This is a genomic window from Knoellia sp. AC549 (assembly GCF_979258975.1).
The window spans coordinates 226,778-246,542 of sequence record NZ_OZ409890.1 but is presented as its reverse complement, the minus strand read 5'-3'; the positions used below and the strand labels follow the sequence as shown (position 1 = coordinate 246,542).

The 19,765-nt window shown below is 66.1% G+C and carries 16 protein-coding genes; 10 read left to right on the top strand and 6 right to left on the bottom strand.

Annotated elements, in window-relative coordinates; all coding sequences use genetic code 11:
• The first annotated feature begins 54 nt into the window (after positions 1 to 54).
• The 3 genes from ACZZ98_RS01170 to tviB all read left to right on the top strand — a co-directional run bounded on the left by ACZZ98_RS01170 (position 55) and on the right by tviB (position 4,860).
• Entirely contained in the window at positions 55 to 1,581 is a 1,527-nt protein-coding gene (locus ACZZ98_RS01170; protein ID WP_463514571.1) for an amidohydrolase, read from the top strand.
• A gap of 154 nt (positions 1,582 to 1,735) precedes the next feature.
• Positions 1,736 to 3,538 carry a polysaccharide biosynthesis protein gene (locus ACZZ98_RS01165; RefSeq protein ID WP_463514570.1) on the top strand — a complete coding sequence of 601 codons (1,803 nt, stop codon included), beginning with the start codon at positions 1,736 to 1,738 and terminating at the stop codon, positions 3,536 to 3,538.
• Entirely contained in the window at positions 3,535 to 4,860 is a 1,326-nt protein-coding gene (gene tviB / locus ACZZ98_RS01160; RefSeq protein WP_463514569.1) for a Vi polysaccharide biosynthesis UDP-N-acetylglucosamine C-6 dehydrogenase TviB, read from the top strand. The genes ACZZ98_RS01165 and tviB overlap by 4 nt, the downstream gene beginning before the upstream one ends.
• Positions 4,861 to 4,890: 30 nt before the next feature.
• Here tviB and ACZZ98_RS01155 read toward each other — a convergent pair whose 3' ends face one another.
• Positions 4,891 to 5,610 carry a hypothetical protein gene (locus tag ACZZ98_RS01155; protein ID WP_463514568.1) on the bottom strand — a complete coding sequence of 240 codons (720 nt, stop codon included), beginning with the start codon at positions 5,608 to 5,610 and terminating at the stop codon, positions 4,891 to 4,893.
• Positions 5,611 to 5,959: 349 nt separating this feature from the next.
• Between ACZZ98_RS01155 and ACZZ98_RS01150 the strand changes: the two genes are divergently transcribed.
• The 3 genes from ACZZ98_RS01150 to ACZZ98_RS01140 all read left to right on the top strand — a co-directional run bounded on the left by ACZZ98_RS01150 (position 5,960) and on the right by ACZZ98_RS01140 (position 9,087).
• Positions 5,960 to 6,865: a beta-1,6-N-acetylglucosaminyltransferase gene (locus ACZZ98_RS01150; RefSeq protein ID WP_463514567.1), complete on the top strand. Its 906-nt coding sequence runs from the start codon at positions 5,960 to 5,962 to the stop codon at positions 6,863 to 6,865.
• A gap of 172 nt (positions 6,866 to 7,037) precedes the next feature.
• Positions 7,038 to 8,048, top strand: coding sequence for a glycosyltransferase family protein (locus ACZZ98_RS01145; RefSeq protein ID WP_463514566.1), 1,011 nt, complete (start codon positions 7,038 to 7,040; stop codon positions 8,046 to 8,048).
• A complete protein-coding gene (locus ACZZ98_RS01140; protein WP_463514565.1) occupies positions 8,041 to 9,087 on the top strand; it encodes a glycosyltransferase family 2 protein in 1,047 nt (348 codons plus the stop codon). Before ACZZ98_RS01145 ends, ACZZ98_RS01140 begins: the two co-directional genes overlap by 8 nt.
• Positions 9,088 to 9,106: 19 nt before the next feature.
• Here the strand turns inward: ACZZ98_RS01140 and ACZZ98_RS01135 are convergent, their stop codons facing one another.
• Positions 9,107 to 10,240, bottom strand: coding sequence for a glycosyltransferase (locus tag ACZZ98_RS01135; RefSeq protein WP_463514564.1), 1,134 nt, complete (start codon positions 10,238 to 10,240; stop codon positions 9,107 to 9,109).
• A 197-nt stretch (positions 10,241 to 10,437) separates the two neighbouring features.
• Between ACZZ98_RS01135 and ACZZ98_RS01130 the strand changes: the two genes are divergently transcribed.
• Entirely contained in the window at positions 10,438 to 11,325 is an 888-nt protein-coding gene (locus ACZZ98_RS01130) for a class I SAM-dependent methyltransferase (RefSeq protein WP_463514563.1), read from the top strand.
• Here the strand turns inward: ACZZ98_RS01130 and ACZZ98_RS01125 are convergent.
• The 3 genes from ACZZ98_RS01125 to ACZZ98_RS01115 form a co-directional block, all read right to left on the bottom strand.
• A complete protein-coding gene (locus ACZZ98_RS01125) occupies positions 11,292 to 13,103 on the bottom strand; it encodes an ABC transporter ATP-binding protein (RefSeq protein ID WP_463514562.1) in 1,812 nt (603 codons plus the stop codon). The two genes, ACZZ98_RS01130 and ACZZ98_RS01125, sit on opposite strands and share 34 nt — an antisense overlap.
• A complete protein-coding gene (locus ACZZ98_RS01120; protein ID WP_463514561.1) occupies positions 13,103 to 14,119 on the bottom strand; it encodes a glycosyltransferase family 2 protein in 1,017 nt (338 codons plus the stop codon). The genes ACZZ98_RS01125 and ACZZ98_RS01120 overlap by 1 nt, the downstream gene beginning before the upstream one ends.
• Before the next feature lie 259 nt (positions 14,120 to 14,378).
• Positions 14,379 to 14,624, bottom strand: coding sequence for a hypothetical protein (locus ACZZ98_RS01115; RefSeq protein WP_463517818.1), 246 nt, complete (start codon positions 14,622 to 14,624; stop codon positions 14,379 to 14,381).
• On the opposite strand from ACZZ98_RS01115, the gene ACZZ98_RS01110 reads away from it, so the two are divergent.
• On the top strand, positions 14,514 to 14,744 hold the full coding sequence (locus ACZZ98_RS01110) for an acyltransferase (protein WP_463517701.1): 231 nt from the start codon (positions 14,514 to 14,516) through the stop codon (positions 14,742 to 14,744). The two genes, ACZZ98_RS01115 and ACZZ98_RS01110, sit on opposite strands and share 111 nt — an antisense overlap.
• Here ACZZ98_RS01110 and ACZZ98_RS01105 read toward each other — a convergent pair.
• On the bottom strand, positions 14,684 to 15,820 hold the full coding sequence (locus ACZZ98_RS01105; protein WP_463514560.1) for a glycosyltransferase family 4 protein: 1,137 nt from the start codon (positions 15,818 to 15,820) through the stop codon (positions 14,684 to 14,686). The two genes, ACZZ98_RS01110 and ACZZ98_RS01105, sit on opposite strands and share 61 nt — an antisense overlap.
• A gap of 206 nt (positions 15,821 to 16,026) precedes the next feature.
• Here ACZZ98_RS01105 and ACZZ98_RS01100 point away from each other — a divergent pair, with 206 nt between their 5' ends.
• Together ACZZ98_RS01100 and ACZZ98_RS01095 are read left to right on the top strand one after the other, a co-directional pair.
• Positions 16,027 to 17,619 carry an AAA family ATPase gene (locus ACZZ98_RS01100; protein WP_463514559.1) on the top strand — a complete coding sequence of 531 codons (1,593 nt, stop codon included), beginning with the start codon at positions 16,027 to 16,029 and terminating at the stop codon, positions 17,617 to 17,619.
• A gap of 7 nt (positions 17,620 to 17,626) precedes the next feature.
• Positions 17,627 to 19,765, top strand: a complete 2,139-nt coding sequence (locus ACZZ98_RS01095; protein WP_463514558.1) for a polysaccharide deacetylase family protein — start codon at positions 17,627 to 17,629, stop codon at positions 19,763 to 19,765.

Sequence of the window (19,765 nt, the reverse complement as noted above, 5' to 3'; positions counted from 1 at the left end):
CCAACGCAGCACCCACCCGAAGGGGCACATGGCATCAGGCCCTACGCTTCCGCGATGACGTCGTTGGTGCTTCGCCGGGCGCGCATCGTCCCGGTTGGTGATGGTTCCCGCTACGCCCCCGCCCCCGCTCGCGAGGTCGACGTGCGCATCGTCGGCGAACGCGTCGTGGAGGTCGCGCCCCGGCTGCGTCCAGACCACGACGACGACGTGCTCGACGCCGAGGGGCGCTGGCTCCTCCCAGGCCTGTGGGACCAGCACGTCCACCTCGGCCAGTGGGCCGCGACGGCGGGGCGGCTCGACCTCTCGTCCACGACGAGCCCCGAGGGCGCCGTCCGCCTCGTCGAGGCCGCGGTCGGTGCACGCCGCGGGGGAGCACCGGACACCGTGATCCAGGGATTCGGGCACCGCACCGCGAGCTGGGCGCGGCAGCCCACCGTCGCCGAGCTCGACGCCGTCAGTGGCGACGTACCCGTCGTCCTCATCAGCGGCGACGCGCACAACGGCTGGCTCAACTCCGCCGCGCTGCGCCTGTTCGACGTGCCGCCGCGCGACGGGGTGCTCGAGGAGAACGACTGGTTCCCCGTCTGCGCCCGGCTCGACGAGGCGACGATGACTGCGGAAGGCAGGCGGACGGCATACGCCAAGGTTCTCGACGCCGCCGTGCGTCGCGGCGTCGTCGGCGTGCGGGAGTTCGAGTGGGCCGACAACGCCACCGACTGGGTGGAGCGTTCCAACTCCGGTCTCGCCGTGGTCCGGGTGCGGACCGCGACGTATGCCGCGGGGCTGGGCGACACGATCGCCGCCGGTCGTCGCAGTGGCGACGTCCTCGACCGGGCGGGGCTCATCACGATGGGACCGCTCAAGATCATCAGCGACGGGTCACTCAACACGCGCACCGCGTTCTGCCACGACCCCTACCTGGGCGACGACGTCCTCGAGTTCCCACGAGGGCGCGCCAACAACTCACCGGAGGAGCTTGACGAGCTCCTCACCCTCGCGACGGCCAACGGCCTCGACGTCGCGGTGCACGCCATCGGCGACGCGGCAGTGGGGATCGCGCTGGATGCGTTCTCGCACACCGGTGCTCACGGATCGATCGAGCACGCCCAGCTCGTCGCACCGGCCGATGTCGCACGGATGGCTGCCCTAGGCGTGGTCGCCAGCGTCCAACCGGCCCACCTGCTCGACGACCGGGACGTGACCCACCAGTGCTGGTCCGACCGGGCGGACCGGTGCTTCGCGCTCGCGTCCATGCTCGACGCCGGCGTGACGCTTGCCCTCGGCTCGGATGCTCCGGTCGCGACGCTCGATCCCTGGGAGGCGATGGCTGCCGCGGTCCACCGCACCGGCGATGAGCGCGAGGAGTGGAACGCCGCCGAGACGATCAGCGTCTCCCAGGCGCTCGCGGGCAGCCTCGACGGGGCCGGGGCCGTCGGGGTGGGCAGCCTGGCCGATCTGGTGCTCCTCGACTCCGACCCTCACGCCGCCGGCGAGAGCGGTGCGGCCGTCGCCGCGCACCTGCGTTCGGTCCAGGTCGCCGTGACGGTCATCGCCGGAAAGGTCGTCCAGCGGAGCCTCTGACCCGTTGTCACTAGCCGTGACTAGTCAGTGTGGCCATGATTTTTGTCCCTTGGGCGGACTTCTACGAGTTCGCGTCTCGCGCCGTCTGGCACCGACCTAGCGTCGGTGACGTCGTCAGGAGTTGACGAATCGTCAGGCTTTCCAGGGGTGCTAGATGTCGAGGTCGCAGATCTTCGCTCGACGGTCAGTGATGATCGGGTGGGACGCAGGGTCCTGGCTGCTGGCGCTCCTGGGCTTCCTCCTCGTGCGGCACGAGTTCTCGCTGAGCGACCGGATGTGGGTCATCGCGTGGACCTATGTCGCCCTGGCCATCGCGCTCCAGGTCGTCGGTGGTTTCTGGACCCACCTCTACCTCGGCCGGTCCAAGGTCGGCAGCTTCGACGAGGTCACCTCGCTCGGCCAGCTCGTCATCGCGATCAGCGTCGTCCTCGGCGCCACCTTCTACATCACCGCGCCGCTCTTCTCGCGCGGCATCGCGTTCGTCATGCCGGCGCTGGCCTTCCTCTTCATGACCGCCGGCCGTTGGGCCCACCGCGTGTCCCGCACGCGGGGTTCCCGCCGTCAGGCTGAGACCTCGGGAGTCCCGGCGCTCATCTACGGTGCCGGCGACGCGGGTCACCAGCTCGCGGGCCTCGTCGAGAGCTCGCCGGACTCGCCCTACGCCATCGTCGGCTTCATCGACGACGACCCTCGGCTGCGGTTCCGGCGCGTTCGCGGATACCGCGTCCTGGGTCAGGGGAGCGACCTGGTGAGGGCGGCCCACGCGACCGGGGCTCACACCGTGGTGCTGGCCATCAGCCAGGCGAGCCCCCAGCTCATCCAGAAGGTCTCCGACCACTGCACCGAGGCAGGCCTCGACCTCGTCGTCGTCCCGCCACTGCGAGAGATGATCGCCGGGCGCCTCGAGCTCGACACGCTGCGCGCCTTCAACGTGGCCGACCTGCTCGGCCGCCGCCCGATCGAGACCGACCTCTCCAGCATCGCCGAGCACATCAACGGCAAGGTGGTCATGGTCACCGGGGCAGGCGGCTCCATCGGGTCCGAGCTGGCCCGTCAGGTGCGCCAGCTCGGCCCGGCCAAGCTCATCCTCCTCGACCGCGACGAGTCGGCCCTGCACGCGGCCCAGCTCTCCATCGACGGCAACGGGCTGCTCGACACCGACGACACGGTCCTCTGCGACATCCGGGACAAGGAGGCCGTCTGCGCGGTCTTCAGCCGGCTCGCTCCGGAGGTCGTCTTCCACGCCGCCGCCCTCAAGCACCTGCCCATGCTCGAGCGCTTCCCCGAGGAGGGATGGAAGACCAACGTCCTCGGCACCCTCAACGTCCTCGAGTGCGCCGCCACCAACGGCGTACAGCACTTCGTCAACATCTCCACCGACAAGGCCGCCGACGCGACGAGCGTTCTCGGACAGACCAAGCGCGTCGCCGAGCGACTCACCGCCTGGTATGCCGCGGAGTCCGGACTGCGGTTCCTCTCGGTCCGCTTCGGCAACGTGCTCGGGTCCCGTGGGTCGGTCCTCGACACGTTCCGCGCCCAGATCGAGCGTGGCGGTCCGGTGACCGTCACGGATCCGGACGTCAGCCGCTTCTTCATGACCATCCCGGAGGCGTGCGAGCTCGTCCTCCAGGGTTCGGCCATCGGCCACCCCGGTGACGTCCTCGTCCTCGACATGGGTGAGCCGGTGCGCATCATCGATGTCGCCCGCCGCCTCATCGAGGAGTCCGGCAAGGACCTGCGCGTCAGCTTCACCGGGCTGCGCGAGGGCGAGAAGCTCCACGAGGTCCTGCTCAGCGCTGCCGAGAGCGGCAGCCCCACCGCACACCCGCTCATCACGCAGGTGTCGGTGCCCCACGTCAAGCCTTCCGACGTGCTCGCCGAGCACGCCGACCACGATTTCGCAGAGTTCGGTGTCAGCGGGACCGCCCGCGACGCCTCACAGAGGGGTTCACGATGACCACGTTCACCAAGGCCACAGCCACTTTCGCCCCGGCCTTCCCGGCGCTCCCCAGCGGCGTGCGGCTCGCCGTGGTCGGCCTCGGCTACGTCGGGCTGCCGCTCGCCGTCGAGTTCGGCAAGATCATGGACGTCGTCGGATTCGACATCAACGGTGCCCGCGTCAAGGAGCTCAGCACCGGCACCGACTACACCCTCGAGGTCAGTGACGAGGAGCTCGCGTCTGCCGGCGGACTGCGGTTCACCGAGGACCCCGCTGACATCGCGAGCTGCAACGTCTTCATCGTCACGACCCCGACCCCGATCGACGACGCGAAGCAGCCGGACCTCTCGCCCGTGCTCTCCGCCACCGAGACGATCGCCAAGGTCCTGCTGCCCGGTGACGTCGTCATCTATGAGTCCACGGTCTACCCCGGCGCGACCGAGGAAAAGTGCGTCCCGGTCCTCGAGGACCTGTCCGGGCTCCTCGTCAACGTGGACTTCTTCGTCGGCTACAGCCCCGAGCGGATCAACCCCGGCGACAAGGAGCACCGTCTCCCGACGATCGTCAAGGTGACCTCCGGGTCCACGCCCGAGGCGGCGGACTTCGTCGACGACCTCTATGCCTCGATCATCACGGCGGGCACGCACCGTGCCTCGTCGATCCGTGTCGCGGAGGCCGCCAAGGTCATCGAGAACACGCAGCGCGACGTCAACATCGCGCTCATCAACGAGCTCGCCATCCTCTTCAACCGCCTCGGCATCGACACCGAGGAGGTTCTGCAGGCCGCCGGCTCGAAGTGGAACTTCCTCGGCTTCCGCCCCGGCCTCGTCGGCGGTCACTGCATCGGTGTCGACCCCTACTACCTCACCCACAAGGCGCAGGCCGTCGGCTACCACCCGGAGATCATCCTGGCCGGGCGACGCCTCAACGACCAGATGGGCTCCTACGTCGCCTCGCAGCTCGTCAAGCGGATGACGAAGGAGAACATCCCGGTCCGCGGCGCTCGTGTCCTCGTCCTCGGTCTCACCTTCAAGGAGAACACCCCGGACCTGCGCAACTCGCACGTCGTCGACATCCTCGACGAGCTCGCCGAGTACGAGGTGGCCGTCGACGTCCACGACCCCTGGGCGCGGGCCGAGGAAGCCAGCAAGCACTACGGGATCGACCTCGTCGACAAGCCCGAACTCGGGTCGTACTCCGCGGTCGTCATCGCGGTCGGGCACCGTGAGTTCGTCGAGATGGGCGCCGAGCAGATCCGCGCCTTCGGGGACCCGAACGGCCACGTGCTCTACGACCTCAAGTACATCCTCGACAAGTCCGACTCAGACCTCCGCCTGTGACCCTCCGCTCGATCAAGTCCGAGGGCTTGGTCAACCTTTGACCAGAAAGGCAATACCGGGGTAAACATGGAGCTCGTGAACATCGGCGTGTTGGGGCGCGGACCGCGTACCCCACTCGGGGAAGCGCTGAAAAGTGTTGTCATGCGCTTGGACGCTGTCGACGAGCTCCTGCAGCAGACCAACGGCAGAGGTCGGCGGAGCAGGATCGCCGCCTTGGTAGGACGAATAATAGCTGGTCGACAAATCCTCGATGACGTACACACTCCCTGCTCGCATATTTGGCCAGAGGCAAGCAAAGGATCGTCGAATGTCAGACCCCAAATGTGAGCCATCGTCGATCACGAGATCCGGCACACCATGTCGGCTGACGACCACGCGCAACTGGTCCGCATTGCCTTGGTCGGCACGCTCGAAGGTAACCCGTTTTCCGAGGTTGACTGCCTTGTCCTCGATGTCAAGACCAACGATCCTTGACCGAAGCAGGTAGTCGCGCCAGATCGCTAGCGAGCCTCCGGGCGTTCGACTCTCGTAACCTCCTACGCCAATTTCGAAAACCAGCATCCTCTCGAATCGCCGCGCGCCCAAGTGCTTCTCGTAATACGCGGTGTAACCGTGCGTGAGCTTGTCGGTGCCTCCGTAGAGGCGAACGAGAGATGACAGGGAGTTGGCAAACCCAAAAACTGCGCCGGCGTGCGTTTGGCGCGCCGGGTTCCTCAAAATCTTGGCAAAGGTACCCAGTCGAACCGTCACGCCGTGCCTCCCGTTGTCCGCTTGCGGCTCCGGTGCGGAATCACACACACGGTCGGAATGCAGCGGCTGAGCTTCAGTGGTCTCAAGTTACTCGCTCAAGCCGTCACAGGTGCCGGAATGTCGCCGAGACTGGGGCGCTGAGGTGATGGCGCGGTGGGGTTGCGCATCACCGGTGTTCTGGCTGCGCGCTTGCCGTACGGTGGGGTTCGCGGCCCCCAAAGGGGCCCAGAACTGGGGCGCCAGGTCGACGACGAGCGAGCATCTCGGAGGTCTTCAATCAAACACGGCCGGACGGGCCTGTGAGTACGCGTACCGCGGGACAACAGTTGATGTCAGATGGAGTTGGCTGATGGCACGTCATGCATTCCTCATAGCCGCCTACGACGACTTCTACGTGCTCGAGAAGCTCGTTCGCATGCTTGACGATGAAAGAAACGACATCTACCTGCATGTAGACAAAAAGGCCAAAGGGTTCGATGGCGCTAGGTTCGTGGCCCTGTGTCATCACTCGCGAGTCGTTTTGCTGCCCAGGAGGAAGGTGTATTGGGGTGACTTCTCGCAAGTGGAAAGCGTCTTGGCGATGATGCGGTTGGCGTTGGCAAGCGGAGACTATATCTACCTGCACCTTCTTTCGGACTCTGACTTGCCCCTGAGGGCTTGCGGTGAAATACACCAGTTCTTTGAGGCACACGAGGGCCGAGAGTTCGTCGCCTTCAGCGACCTGCCTGCGTATGCTCACTCATGGGTCGCCTACCGCTACCCTTTCAACAGACTATTCAGGTCACCTCACAGGTCGGTGCGCAGTACCTACGCCCGCGCGCGCAAGGGCCTTCTGGCACTTCAAAGGAGGAGTGGGGTAGATCGAACTCAAGGCTTCGGAGCCGAACTGAAATATGGTAGCGACTGGTGGTCAATCAGTGCCGCACTGGCTGCCCATATGGTGAACGAACAAGCCGACATTCGTCGAATGTTCAAGAAGGCATTTATCCCCACGGAGTTCTACGTTCAGACTGCTGTCTGGAACTCCGACTTCCGAGACAAGGTGTTTGACTACGAACAGCCGTACCGCAGCAGTCAGCGCTTGTTGGACTTCAAACGCGGATCAGGCGATGGCAGCCCGCTCACCTGGAGGGAGTCTCACTTCGCCGAGCTCATCGGGTCAGACAGGATGTTCGCCCGAAAGTTCGACTCGCGGGTCGACGTTGCTGTGATCGATCGACTTTACGAGCACGTCATGTCTGACCATCCAAGATGACGAGAGGGTCCCGGGTGCAGTCCGAGTGGCCCCACCTTGCGCCCACTCGGCGCGCTGGTGAGGATGAATCGACTATGAGTAGGAGTTCCTGGGATAACGCACGCCTTGGAGCAAGGTATCGAGCCGCCCCCGGTGCCTCCGCCGACGCCAGTCGTGACAGAAGGAGGACTGAGTGAAGAGGATTCTGATCAGCTCAGGGTGGCTTGGTGGCGCCGGCGGCGCTGAACGGGCGCTGTACTCGATAGTGCGCGCCCTCGGCGAAGCGGGCCTTGAGACCGATGTGGTCGTTCGCGGTCGACTCGGGGGAGCTTGGTCACACCTGCCTCCGGAAGTCAGGGTCATGTCAGCGGGGCAGCGGCGCTGGTGGGGCGCTGGTCACGACTCGGGCGTCAAGGGGCGAGTCCTCCAACGGGCTGTCAATCCCATGCGGCGATTGCTCAACGGGAGATATGACGTGTATCTCCAGTTTCTTGCCGGTGCCCATGTCGCACCAGCGGCATCGACGGGCGTTCGCCTCCTCGTGCCGTCCGGGAATGTCGTTGATCCCGTGATCGCGAGTCGGTTCGATGCGATCGCCATGCAAGCACCCGACAACTCGCGTCTGGTGCCCCCGGGTGTGCGATCCGTTCTCCTTCCTCCTCCAGTGTTCGATCTCGCCTCGCGGGCCCTTGCACCATCTGATCCTGTGCCGGATCGATATCTTCTGACCGTGTTCAACCCCTACGACCCGGTGAAGGGCGTCGCGGATCTCAAGCGGGCAGCCGATAGGGCGCCGCTGCCCATCGTCTGGTGCCACAGCCAAGCGACAGTTAGTTTCGACATCTCCGCGGAGTTGCGCGAGCACCCACGGATACATCACGTCACGGACGCGCCTCCCGAAGTGCTTCGCCACCTGTATGAACGGTCTGCGGCCTATGTGTCCTTCTCCCTCAGCGAGGGGTTTGGGTGGAGCACCGCGGACGCCCTGCGGTACTCACCGGCCGTGGCGACACGTCCGATCGGCGTTTTCAGCAACAAGGGGGCGCTTCAGCCGGGCGTGATTCTGATTCACGATGACGGGGAAATCGACTTCGATCAACTGCTCGATGGGGCTCGTTCGCCCTCGGATCGGGACCTTTCGGTCCTCGATGGGGAAACATTCAGGGGACGACTGAGCCGTATCGTGAGCGAAGTCGATGCCTGACCAGTGGGAAGGCTTGCCGCTGGTGAGCGTGATTGTCCCGGTCTATGGAGTCGAGGCACACCTTGATGCGTGCGTGCGGAGCATCGCCGCCCAGGACTACCAGGCGCTGCAGATCATATTGGTTGATGACGGCTCGAAGGATCGGTGTCCAGAGATCTGCGACGAATGGGCTCGACGGGACTCCCGGGTGACGACTCTGCACGGCCGCAACGGTGGTCTTTCGAAAGCTCGCAATCGCGGGTTGGACGTAGCACGGGGGTCCTTCGTCACGTTCGTGGACGGTGATGATCTTCTGGGGTCGCGCCACGTCAGCCACCTTGTGGAGGTGGCTCGTCGACACGGAGCAGACTTGGTGTTGGCCAACCTGGTGCGTTTCGACGACGCCAGTAGCGAGCCGGCATACGTGCAGCCTCGCCAGGTTGGTTGCGCAGAGAAATACGAGGCCCTGTCACAGATCGTGCGAACAGGAATTGGGTTTGCTTCTTGCGGAAAGTTGATGTCCTTGAGTCTGTTCTCGGACCTTCGCTTCCGTCCGGGCGCCGACTTCGAGGATTTGGAGATCCTTCCCCGTCTGTTCGCCAAGGCTTCGGTCGTGGCGGTGACCGACGCGGCCAACTATGGCTATCGTCAGCACTCGGGAAGCCTCATGTATGGGCACCGACAGTTGCTGACTGGTTTCATCCTTGAGGTGCTCGACTCGAACATTCACTTCACAGCCCGACAAGGGCCTTCTCAAAAGGAGATCCAGGAACGACTGACGGTTGGGTACGTCCTGCACGCCTTGCGCGTCCTTGAAGGCTCTTCTCGTCCAGGTGCGCGCCGCGAACCAGGTTATGACGCGCAGCACCGCAAGTTCATGGTGCGTCACGTTGTCCACCTCTTGCGGTCGCAGGAGGTCAACAGTTTGTACAAGGTCGCAGCCCTCATTTCGACCGTTTCCCCCAGTCTTTTTGTTTGGGGGGCCAGAGGAGCTGTTCGACTCAAAGCCACGGTGGCTCCGAACCTGCGTCGCGGTCACCGAACTCTTTCGGACGCTTGACGATCCAGCCTCTCTGGGATCACGTGGCTCGTGGACCCCCTGACGCCTTCGAGACGAGCATCTCGCGCACGGCGCTCTGCCAGCCATCGGCGCCGAGTACCAATGCCGCCGCCTTCACACCTGGAGGTCGTTGTTCGCCGATCTCCGCCAAGTAGCTGACGATGGCTCCGGCTGTGATCTCCGGTGGGTCATCCCAGCTCACTACGAGGCCGGCTGAGTGATCTGCGACGAGAGGCGCCAGGTCCCACCCACAGTCACTGACGACGACCGGGGCTCCTGCGGCGAGGTACTCACCGAGCTTCATCGGCCAAGAGACAGCGTTAACGATGTTGGGTGCGCGATAGAGGAAGCCGAGACGAGTCTCAGCGAGTAGGCGCGAGACACCAACCGCGTCGGGCGACGAGACACACTCGATGGCACTCTCGGGCAGGCCGGTGCTCAGCACCAGCGTTCTGGGGTCTCGACTGATGACCCGGAAGCGCAATGATGGGTCCATCGCGTGGGCGGCCGCCCAAACCTCCGCCAACCGATCAAGGCCCTGCCACGGAGATCCGCCGCCTTGGTACGTCAGGTACACAGGCGCTTGAGGCTCGTCGGACTCGTAGGTCGTGAGGTCGACGGCGTTGGGGACCACCTCGACCCGTGTGGTGCGAAGTCGCCGTGTCACCATCGCAGCCATCGGCTGTGACACCACGACATGCAGCTCACTCGTCACGGTCCTCGCGCCCAACCAGGACGCAAGGACGACCATGCGACTCGCGACGGAAGAGTTGGTGAGGAGGCGCTCGTCCGGAATCCCGTTGAGAAACCACGCTCGGCAGCGCAGGCCAGCGACATAGGGCCAGACGCTGAAGCCCACCGCGACGATGGTTTGAGCGTCGGGCGCAATGGCATCGCGCAGACGTCGACGAGCGGCGCGAACTCGCCCTGCGGAGGCCCCGAGAAAGGCGACATGACGCACGTTGGGGAATGAGCGGGTGAAGGTTCGAAGTTCCGTCTCGCTAGAGCCGACGCCGGGAGACAAATGGAGTACATCGACCGTATCGAAGGTCTTGCACAGGCTGGCGAGGATGAACTCGATACGGGACCGCTCGATCTCGAGCTGACCACGGTAGACGAGGGTGACGCCACCTTGAGTGCCATCGCCGACCACAGCTGTGCACCCCCATATGTGTTGACCTGACCGGTATTGCCGTTCGGTACGGCAACCGTACAGCCGGTCCCAGTTCAGAGGAGAGATTCAACGAAGTTCGGTGCCACGTGCCTGCGCACACTGATCCCTGTTACGGGCACAGTCTCGCCGGTAGCACCTACGATTGCGCCAGCACCATTGTCGACGCGCGGAGGGTCATGAAGCACAGCCGATCTGAGTCCTACACTGGCGCACTTGCGGGGCCCGATGTCGCTGTGGCCAGGTGGAGCGACCTTGCAGATGACCCGAATGACCCAATCGCCCTTTTGCGTCGATCGCGCACGCTGAGGGAGGCTTGGCGGCCGCCGGTCGACGACCGCACCAACTTCATCCTCGACCGGTGCCGCGGCCGTCGAGTGCTCGACATCGGGTGTGTGGCTCACGATGTCGAGCGAATGAAATCACCGGACTGGCTCCACGGCCGGATCGCCGGTGTTGCGTCGAGCTGCTTGGGTGTTGACGTGCTTCCAGACGGCGTGGAGCATATGCGTCGCGCGGGGTACGACGTCGTAGCCCACGATCTGAGTGAAGGACTGGGTCCAGTAGCGAGCGTGGGACCGTTCGACGTGATAGTTGCAGGCGAGCTCATCGAGCACCTCCCGTCCCTCGACATGCTGTTCGCTGCTGCGCGTGACCTTCTGGCAGATGATGGACAGCTCGTCATCACAACACCGAACCCGTGGGCTCCGCACCGCGTGGCGGCTGGGCAGCGCGGGGACTGCTGGGAGAATGTCGACCACATCATGTTCGCATTCCCCAGCGGTATCGCCGAGCTGGCCGAGCGTCACGGTCTCGTTCTCTCAGAGGCCTCGACGACCGGTCCGGAGAACACACGTCCGAACGGGTTCCGAGATGTTGCACGCCGTATTCGTCGTCGCTTGCGTGGCACAGGACGGAGGCGGGTGGGGTTCGCGACGCAGGGGCCAGAGGCCGTTGTCCGAGTCGCTGGACGACCCACAATCGGATTGAATGCACGGGCACGTAAGGCGAACTTTGTGGGGGAGACCTTCGTCTACGTGGTGCGCCCAGTCACAGGGGGCTTCTGAGCATCGCTGTGGCCTAGATCGATGAGGCCGGCCGTCGAAAGTGCTCGCCGGTAGAACGTACTTGAGGCCTGGAGCGTCGCCGGGGTGCCCAGCGCAGTGACGTTCCCGGCTTCGAGCACCATGATGCGGTCACACATGTCGATGGTCGACATGCGGTGGGCGATGACCACAACGGTGACCCGACCGCGGAGCCCGACGATCGTGTCGCGGATGAGCATCTCGCTAAGTCCATCGAGGGCGGAAGTGGGTTCGTCGAGTACGAGAAGTGACGGTGAGCCTGCCAAGGCGCGAGCGATGGAGAGGCGCTGCCGCTGACCACCGGAGAGCCCGCTGCCGCGTTCGCCCAGATGGTTGTCCATCCCGTGCGGTAGCACGTTGATGTCATCGAGAACGTTCGCCTGTTGGGCCGCCCGTGTGAGGCCGCTGTCATCGATTCCTTCACGGAAGAAGCGGATGTTCTCGGCCACGCTGCCCGTGAACAGAGCGGGATCCTGCGGCACGAACGAAACCCGGTCGGTCCACCACTCACGGTCAACTTCGCTCAGGGGGACTCCACCCGCGGTGATCTCGCCGGAGTCCGGCTCGCGCAGGCCAAGGAGCAGCTGCGCCATCGTTGACTTACCCGCGCCTGATGGCCCGATGATGCCAAGGATCTCGCCCTGCTCGAGGCTGAGATCCACGGCGTCGATGATCGAACGGGAATCGTCGTAGGAGAACCCTGCCGCCCTGAGCACCACTGGAAACAATGACTGCGGCTGCGCGGTCCCTCCAGCAGCTGGAAGCCGCTCATAGCGACGAGCGGTGTCGTCCACCTCCTCGATGGCCGGGAGCGCGGAGACGACGGTGCCATGTACCGACACCAGCTGTTGCCCGTAGGTCAGCGAGCGAAGCATAAGCAGAGTGACGGCGCCCACCGTGGTGAGGTCCCGAGTGTCGACCAGACTGAGTCCTGTGATCGCCAACAGGACAGCGCCATAGGCAAAGAAGGTATAAGTCGGCGCTAGTGAGCCGTAGAGCACCTGGACCCTGTGCTGTCTCTCGGTGGCGACGTCAGTCAGGTGGTCGACCTTCTTGAGAAAGGCTGCCCGTGCCCCGAACACCTGCATCTCCCGTCCGAGGGCACCTAGTTCAGCCACTGATGTGGCGAACTCAAGGTCAGCCGCGCCTGACCGAACTGCGGCCCGGTGAATGGCGCGGCGCAGCGGACCGAGCAAGGCGGCCAGAATGCCGAGGAATGCCAGCACGGCCAGAGTCGCCAAAGGTTGGATCACGAGGCCGGCACTCAAAAATGCGGCGACGCTCAGCGCGGCTGTGAGCCCCTGGATCGCGGCGGCAACTGCGACGAGTACCCGTGAGATGAACGAGGTGAGAAGCTCCTGCAAGCGACCAGACGGCTCCCGGTTGTGAACCGACCAAGATGCTCCGAGATAGGCATGGGCAAGCCGTCGGCGCTGGCTGGTCCGAACGGCGGCGCTGAGCGCGGCCGACTGCCGAAGAGTGAGCATGTTCAGTGCAAACCGAAGGGCGAGTCCCACGGCCGCCGCCACTAGCGCAACCGAGACACTCAGATCGCGACCCGCCACCGGCCCGATGACGTCGCGTCCGCTCGTGAGCGCGAGAAGAAGTCCAGTCACAAGCACAAGGAATGCAGCTTCCACCATGGCGGCGCCGAAGGACGCGACAGCAAGCAGTGAGATCCGACCACGATGTCCCGCCCCGAGCCGCCAGAGCGCCGACCAACCGCCGGATTTGCTTGTTTCTCGTGCCGGTTTCGGCATTATGCGTTCGACCCCTCGGGCTGTGTTCGTCCGGCTTTCGAGATTCGGCGTGCTAGCCCCTTGACGCGGTAGGCGAGCACCACGGCCTTGGGGGAGAAACGAGCCAGAGCGCGGGCTATCTTCATGGAGCCTGGGCGTGGCAGGCCCCTGCCAAGTCTGGCGGCGCGCGCAAGTTCGGTCGTCTCGCGACCAGACCCTGGGCGGTCCCCTAGATGATCGAGGAGGGTGATGAGTCGTATCCGCTTTCTCAGAGCCTGATCCTGCGCCCAAGCAGCAGGTCGTAGGTGCCCGGCTGCCAAGAAGTCCCGGGCCTGAGCGTCGGCTGCCTCGATGGCGTCTCTTTGCCGGCCTGGCGTGAGGGCGGAGGCCGAGATGCCGGACGGGCGCTGGCGGTAGTTGTACAGGGCTGCAGGAACGACGACCGCGTTCGTCCCGAGAAGCGCGCGGTAGGTCGTGAATTCGTCCTCGTGCAGTCGCCCTGTCGGAAACGCGATCGTGCTCAATGTCTCGCGACGATAGAGCTTCGCGCAGGCAGTCGTCAGCATGGCGTGATGCGCGCTGGCGAACAGCTCGATGGCCGCGCCAGAGCTCAACTGCGTCACGGCACTGAAGGGACCCATCCACGCGTCCCCGGGAACTCGACGGTAGGAGGACATGGCAAGCCCTGCGTCGGGATGAGACCGCAAAGCGTCGACGAGGGAGGCAACGAACTCAGGCTCCCACCAGTCATCTCCGTCGAGGAACGTCACGAACTCACCACCTGACGAACGCAGGCCTACGTTCCGGGCTTCGCTGAGACCGGCGTTGTCCTGGTGAATGACGCGAACGCGCGAGTCTCCGGCAGCCCATGCATCGGCGATCTGGCCGCTACCGTCCGTCGACCCGTCGTCCACGACAATGATCTCAAGCATCGGGTAGGTCTGCGCCGCCACGGACTCGAGGCACTCGTCGAGATACTCCGCGATGTCGAAGACCGGCACGATCACGCTGACCATCTCGTCGTCTTCTCGCCCCACACGTCGATGCTACGGGAGACGATTCATCTCGGCGGTGTCTTGGGCAACAGCGCGGAACCTCGGTGACTCATGTCGTCTGGCCAGTAGTGTCTGTGGCGTGAAAATAGTGCGTCGTCTCTGGCCCGGTTTCGGGCGCACGCTTCCCGCACCGGTTTTCGCATCCGTCCTTCTGCCACGCCCGCTGCGCCACTATCCACTGCGGTGTGTGGGCGCAGACGTTGACAAGGCGGCCCGGGTGGAAGCCGGTGTCCGTATCGGGTCACGCAAGCTCATCGTCGGCTACGGGACCTTCATCCAGCCCTTCGTCGTCATCGACAACCAGCACGCATGGGTGCGGATCGGTCGACGCTGCGATATCGCTCGTGAGGTCCTCCTGCTCACGACGTCTCACGAGATCGGGCGGGATGGGCGCCGTGCAGGAGCGCCGAAGGCCGCAGACATCTTCATTGGTGACGGCGTCTGGATCGGAGCCCGCGCCACGGTTCTTCCGGGCGTCACCGTTCATGATGGATGCATCATCGCTGCGGGCGCGGTCGTCGCCAACGACTGCGAACCCAACGGGGTCTACGCAGGTGTTCCGGCCCGTCGCGTACGTGACCTTGACCCGGCCCGAGCGCTTCTATAGACGTCGAGCGACTTCTGCGCGATCTGCTTCTGGTCGAAGTGGCCCAAAGCGCGCTCGCGCGCGTTGGCGCTCAGCCGGGCACGTAGGGGAGCGTCGTCGAGAAGCCGCTCCACGGCATACCCCAAGGCTGGTGGGTCGCTGACCGGCACGAGCAGGACGTGCTCGTCGTGGGTGCCGATCTCGCGGCATCCGCGAATGTCGGTGAGCACCATGGCGACGTCGCACGCCGCCGCCTCCATCGAGGCCCTTGAGAAGCCCTCACGGTGCGAGGCGAGGACGAAGACGTCGAGTGCCGAGTAGATCGCCGCCATGTCGGAGCGCTCACCGAGGAAGCGCACCGCCGACTCGTGGGGGACCGTCGTCAGCGTGTCCGTCCCGTCCTCGGGGCCGACCCAGACGAACGTCGCCCGGTCCCCGAGCCCCGCGGCGACCTCGGCGAACTCGGCGAGGCCCTTCTCGCGAACCCGGCGCCCGATGGTTCCGACGAGCAGGTCGTCATCGGACAGTCCCAGCTCCTGGCGGACCCGGCGGCGGCCCTCGGGGTCCGGCTGGAAGCGCTCGAGGTCGACGCCGTTGCCCACGACCTCGTGCCGTCCGGGCTTGAGGAAGCGGCGCATCGTGTCGTGATCGGCAGCGTTCTGGAACAGCTCGTAGTGCGAGAACCGGATCGCGAGCGCCTCCGCACCGTAGACGAACGCCCGTTTGCGCAGCCGGTCCTCCGGGCGCGCCCAGAGTCCGTGGCACGTGTTGACGACGACCGGTATGCCGGCCAGTCGGCCGGCGATGCGGCCCATCACGCCCGTCTTGGGGTTGTGCGTGTGGAGGACGTCGAGGTCGAGCGAACGCAGGGTCCGCACGAGGTCACGGAACGCCTCCGCGTCACGACGCACGTCCCAGGCTCGGGTGAGGGCGGGCAGCGGCACGTGCGTGACACCGAGCGCCTCGACCCGGGGGACGTAGCGGCCGGGCGCACTGATGCCGAAGACCTCGTGACCTGCGGCGACGTCCACCTCGAGCTCGGTCGAGAGGAGAAGGGCAAGGCTCATGTCGATGGTCGTGAGGTGGGCGATGCGCATGGCCGTCACACACACCTCTCCCCGAGTCCGACGATGACGAGAGGCCATCTTGGCAAACGAACCTCCCCAGCGCGACTGTTCGGCAAAGACCCGGTGCCGAGCGGGTCCGACGGATAGAGTTGGGCGCGGACTGTCCCCCCGATCGGAAGGTGTCGTTTCATGCTGACGCGGGGGGACGCACATGGCTGCAGGCAGGAAGTGACGGCGTGACGCTGCAGGACTACATCAAGGTGTTCCGGCACCGATGGATCGTGATCGCCATCTGCACCGCCATCGCGGCCGGCGTGACGTGGTTCGTCACGCCCGCGAGCACTGACACGACCGTGAAGATCGGGTCCTACACGGCCACCGCGACCATCCTCGTGGGGTCCTCGAACTCCGAGACGGGCGCACCCAACCTGGGCCGGCTCGCGCTGTACCTGACGACTGGCGAGGTGCCCAAGCGTGCTGCCGCCCTCGTCGACTTCGAGGGCGACCCCGCGTTGCTCGCCTCCGGTCTCACAGTCACTCCCGACCCCGTGTCCCAGGCGCTGACCGTCTCGGCAACGGCCTCGGACGGGGACCAGGCGGCCGCGGTCGCCAACGCCTTTGCCAACGAGACCGTCAAGTTCATTAGCGAGGCGGATCGACCCGGCGCCGAGAATGCCAACCTGTCGATCCTCCAGCCCGCCACACCGATCCCCAGTGCGGCCTCCGACGGTGGGTTCGTCGTGCCGCCGGGGCGGGGCCCGCGCACGGCCATCGCCACCCTGCTCGGCCTGCTCGCCGGCCTGGGGGTGGCGCTGATCCTCGACCGGCTCGACTCGCGACTGCGGTCTCGCGGCGAGATCCACGCCGCCCTGCGGATGCCGATCGTCGCCGAGGTCCCGCGGCTCAAGCGGTCGCAGCGCAACCGCAACACGCTCGCGGTCCTCGAGGACCCGCTGAGCATCTACTCGGACGGCTACCGAGCAGCCCGCACGGCGCTCGCCCACACCACCGGACAGATCCTGCCGGGCGACTATTCGCCGCGACGCTCCGCCGCCGAGCCGCGACGGGCGGTCAACAGCGCCCGCCTCGTGCTGATCACCTCCGCCCACGCCTCCGAGGGCAAGACCACGAGCGTGGCCAACCTCGCCGCGAGCTTCGCCGAGACCGGCCAGCAGGTCCTCGTGCTCGACGCCGACCTCCGCTCGCCCGACATCCACAACGTCTTCGACGTGCCGCAGGGCGCCGGGATCTCGGACTACCTCACCGACCCGGGTGACGGGTCGCTCGACGCGGTGGTGCGTCCCACGAGCGTCCCGGGCGTGCGGATCATCACGGCCGGCACGAGCCTCGCCCACCCGGCCTCCCTGGCGAGCCGCATGGGGTCCCTCCTCGAGGAGGCTCGCGAGATGGCCGACATCGTCCTCATCGACACCGCCCCTCTCCTCGAGGCCAGCGACGTCTTCGACATCCTGCCCATGGTCGACACGCTCATGCTCGTCGTCCGCAGTGGCCGCCTCACCGAGGTCGCGGGCAACCGGGTCGCCGAGCTCGTGGGTCGGTTCCAGGTCCCGGTCAGCGGCGTCATCATCGTCGGTGCCAAGGCCAAGCTGGGCGACACCTACGGCTATGGCTACGGGGACGCCCGCAAGACCAAGAAGAAGGTCAAGCGTGGTCGCAAGCTCGCGGAGCAGCGGCGTCCGGCAGCCCCGGTCGTGAGCGGAGCCCAGCCCGCTGAGCTCTTCGGTGATGCCCGCGACGCCAACGACGGCACTGACGTCAGCGACGCCAGCCGCGACAGCCGTCGCGCGCGACGCGCCTCGTCAGCCTGAGCCCCTCATGACGTCCGCCCGGATGCGGCTGGCCGCAGTCGCTCTCGCGGTGCTTGCCGGGCTCGGCGTCGCAGGCGGATTCCAGTGGGCAGTGGGGACCGAGTCCTACAACTTCTGGGGTGCGGCGATCGTCGTCCCGGTCGTCATCGCCCTCAACGTCCTGCTCATCCGACGCGTCACCAGGGGCGAGGAGGAGCCCTGGCTCGCGGGACTTCTCGGAGCGGCCTACGCCCTCAAGGTCGCCGGCGCCCTGGGCCGCTACGTCGTCGCCTACATCGTCTACTCCGGTGCCGCCGACGCCCAGCGCTACAACCTCTATGCCGCCTCTCGCTACAAGCTGTGGCGCGACGGGGTGATCACCTTCGAGTGGGGTGGCAAGCAGGGCACACAGTGGATGGAGCTCATCACGACGGCGCTCTACACCGTCATCGGGCCCTCGCCCATCGCGGCGTTCGTCATCTTCGCGTCCTTCGCGTTCTGGGGTCAGTACTTCCTCTTCCGCGCCTTCCGCGTCGCCCTGCCCGACGGCAACCTCAAGAGGTATGCCGTCCTCGTCCTCCTGCTTCCCTCCTTGCTCTACTGGCCGTCGAGCATCGGCAAGGAGGCCTGGCTGATGTTCTTCGTCGGGGTCACCGCGCTGGGTGCGGCCTACCTCTTCGCCCACAGACCCCGGGCCATCCCGCTCCTGCTCGTGGGGGCGGCGGGGACCGCGCTCCTGCGGCCGCACCTGGCCGTCCTGCTCTTCGCCGCGCTCTTCGTCGCCCAGCTCTTCCGCCCCACGGCGGCGCGCAGCACCGGGATCCTCAGCAAGGTCGCCGGCGTGGTCGTCCTGGGCGCTGCGGCATTCGTGCTCACCTCCCAGTCGGCGAGCTTCCTCGGCATCGACGACCTGTCCGTCCAGGCCGTCTCCGACAGGGTCGACTCCGCCAGCGAGCAGGCGAGCGAGGGGAACTCCTCGTTCGAGTCGAGTCCGATCCAGTCACCCGTCGACATCCCCAGTGCCATCGTCACGGTCCTCTTCAGGCCCTTCCCCTTCGAGGCGCGCAACGCCCAGATGCTCCTGCAGGGCCTTGAGGGACTGCTGCTCATCGTGCTCCTCGTGCGTTCCTGGCCGAGGATCCGCCGACTGCCCGGCCTGCTCAGGCGCAACCCCTATGTGACGTTCTGCGTCGTCTACACCGCGACCTTCATCTGGGCCTTCTCAGGCTTCGGCAACTTCGGCATCCTTGCGCGACAGCGGGTGCTGATGATCCCGTTCTTCCTCATCCTCCTGGCCCTGCCGGAGGTCAGCCGTTGGCGTGCGCCGGACGACCGCACCGTGAGGAGCTCGCCCGTGCCCGCCGCTGAGACCACCGGCCCCCGCCGCCACTTCAAGAAGGCCCTGGCCAGGGTGGGGCGCAGCACGCCCGCGAGCGGGGCGAGCCTGCTCATCTATCACCGCATCGGTGGCGGCACACCCGACGAGCTCGACCTGCCGACGGCGGACTTCGAGCGCCAGCTCGACGTCCTCGCCTCGCACGACGTCCTGTCCCTCGACGCCGCCCTCGACCGGCTGGACGCCGGCGACACCCGGCCCTCGGTGGTCCTCACGTTCGACGACGGCTTCGACGACGTCCACGCCAACGCCTGGCCGCTCCTGCGGGAGCGCCGGCTGCCCTTCACCGTCTATCTCGCCTCGGGCTATGTCGCGAGCTCGATGCTCTGGGAGGGCTCCACGGCCAAGGGGGCCACAGGGCGCGGCATGACCTGGGACCAGCTGGGCGAGCTCATGGCGTCGGGCCTGTGCACGATCGGCAACCACACCCACGGACACGTCCGGCCCGAGGTGCTGACCGAGCAGGAGCTCGACGCCTGCACCGAGACCATTGAGCGGCATCTCGGTGCCACTCCTGCCCACTTCACCTACCCGTGGGGGATCCCGGTGCCCGCCATGGAGACCCAGCTGCGCGCTCGCTTCCGCAGTGCCTCGACCGGCGAGCTCGGCCGCAACCTGCCGGACACCAACCGGATGAGGCTCGTGCGGGTGCCGGTGCGCCAGTCCGACCCGCAGTCGTTCTTCGCGGCCAAGCTCACCGGTGCACTGGGACCGGAGCGGGCGTATGCCGCGGCCGTGCGTCTCGGGAAGGCCGCCGGTCTGCGCGGTTGA

Excerpts from the sequence above, each read along its gene's own strand:
- ACZZ98_RS01170 (WP_463514571.1), top strand. The coding sequence starts at position 55 with ATGACGTCGTTGGTGCTTCGCCGGGCGCGCATCGTCCCGGTTGGTGAT.
- ACZZ98_RS01165 (WP_463514570.1), top strand. The coding sequence starts at position 1,736 with ATGTCGAGGTCGCAGATCTTCGCTCGACGGTCAGTGATGATCGGGTGG.
- tviB (WP_463514569.1), top strand. The coding sequence starts at position 3,535 with ATGACCACGTTCACCAAGGCCACAGCCACTTTCGCCCCGGCCTTCCCG.
- ACZZ98_RS01150 (WP_463514567.1), top strand. The coding sequence starts at position 5,960 with ATGGCACGTCATGCATTCCTCATAGCCGCCTACGACGACTTCTACGTG.
- ACZZ98_RS01140 (WP_463514565.1), top strand. The coding sequence starts at position 8,041 with ATGCCTGACCAGTGGGAAGGCTTGCCGCTGGTGAGCGTGATTGTCCCG.
- ACZZ98_RS01130 (WP_463514563.1), top strand. The coding sequence starts at position 10,438 with ATGAAGCACAGCCGATCTGAGTCCTACACTGGCGCACTTGCGGGGCCC.
- ACZZ98_RS01125 (WP_463514562.1), bottom strand. The coding sequence starts at position 13,103 with ATGCCGAAACCGGCACGAGAAACAAGCAAATCCGGCGGTTGGTCGGCG.
- ACZZ98_RS01115 (WP_463517818.1), bottom strand. The coding sequence starts at position 14,624 with ATGAACGGTGACGCCCGGAAGAACCGTGGCGCGGGCTCCGATCCAGAC.
- ACZZ98_RS01105 (WP_463514560.1), bottom strand. The coding sequence starts at position 15,820 with ATGCGCATCGCCCACCTCACGACCATCGACATGAGCCTTGCCCTTCTC.
- ACZZ98_RS01095 (WP_463514558.1), top strand. The coding sequence starts at position 17,627 with ATGACGTCCGCCCGGATGCGGCTGGCCGCAGTCGCTCTCGCGGTGCTT.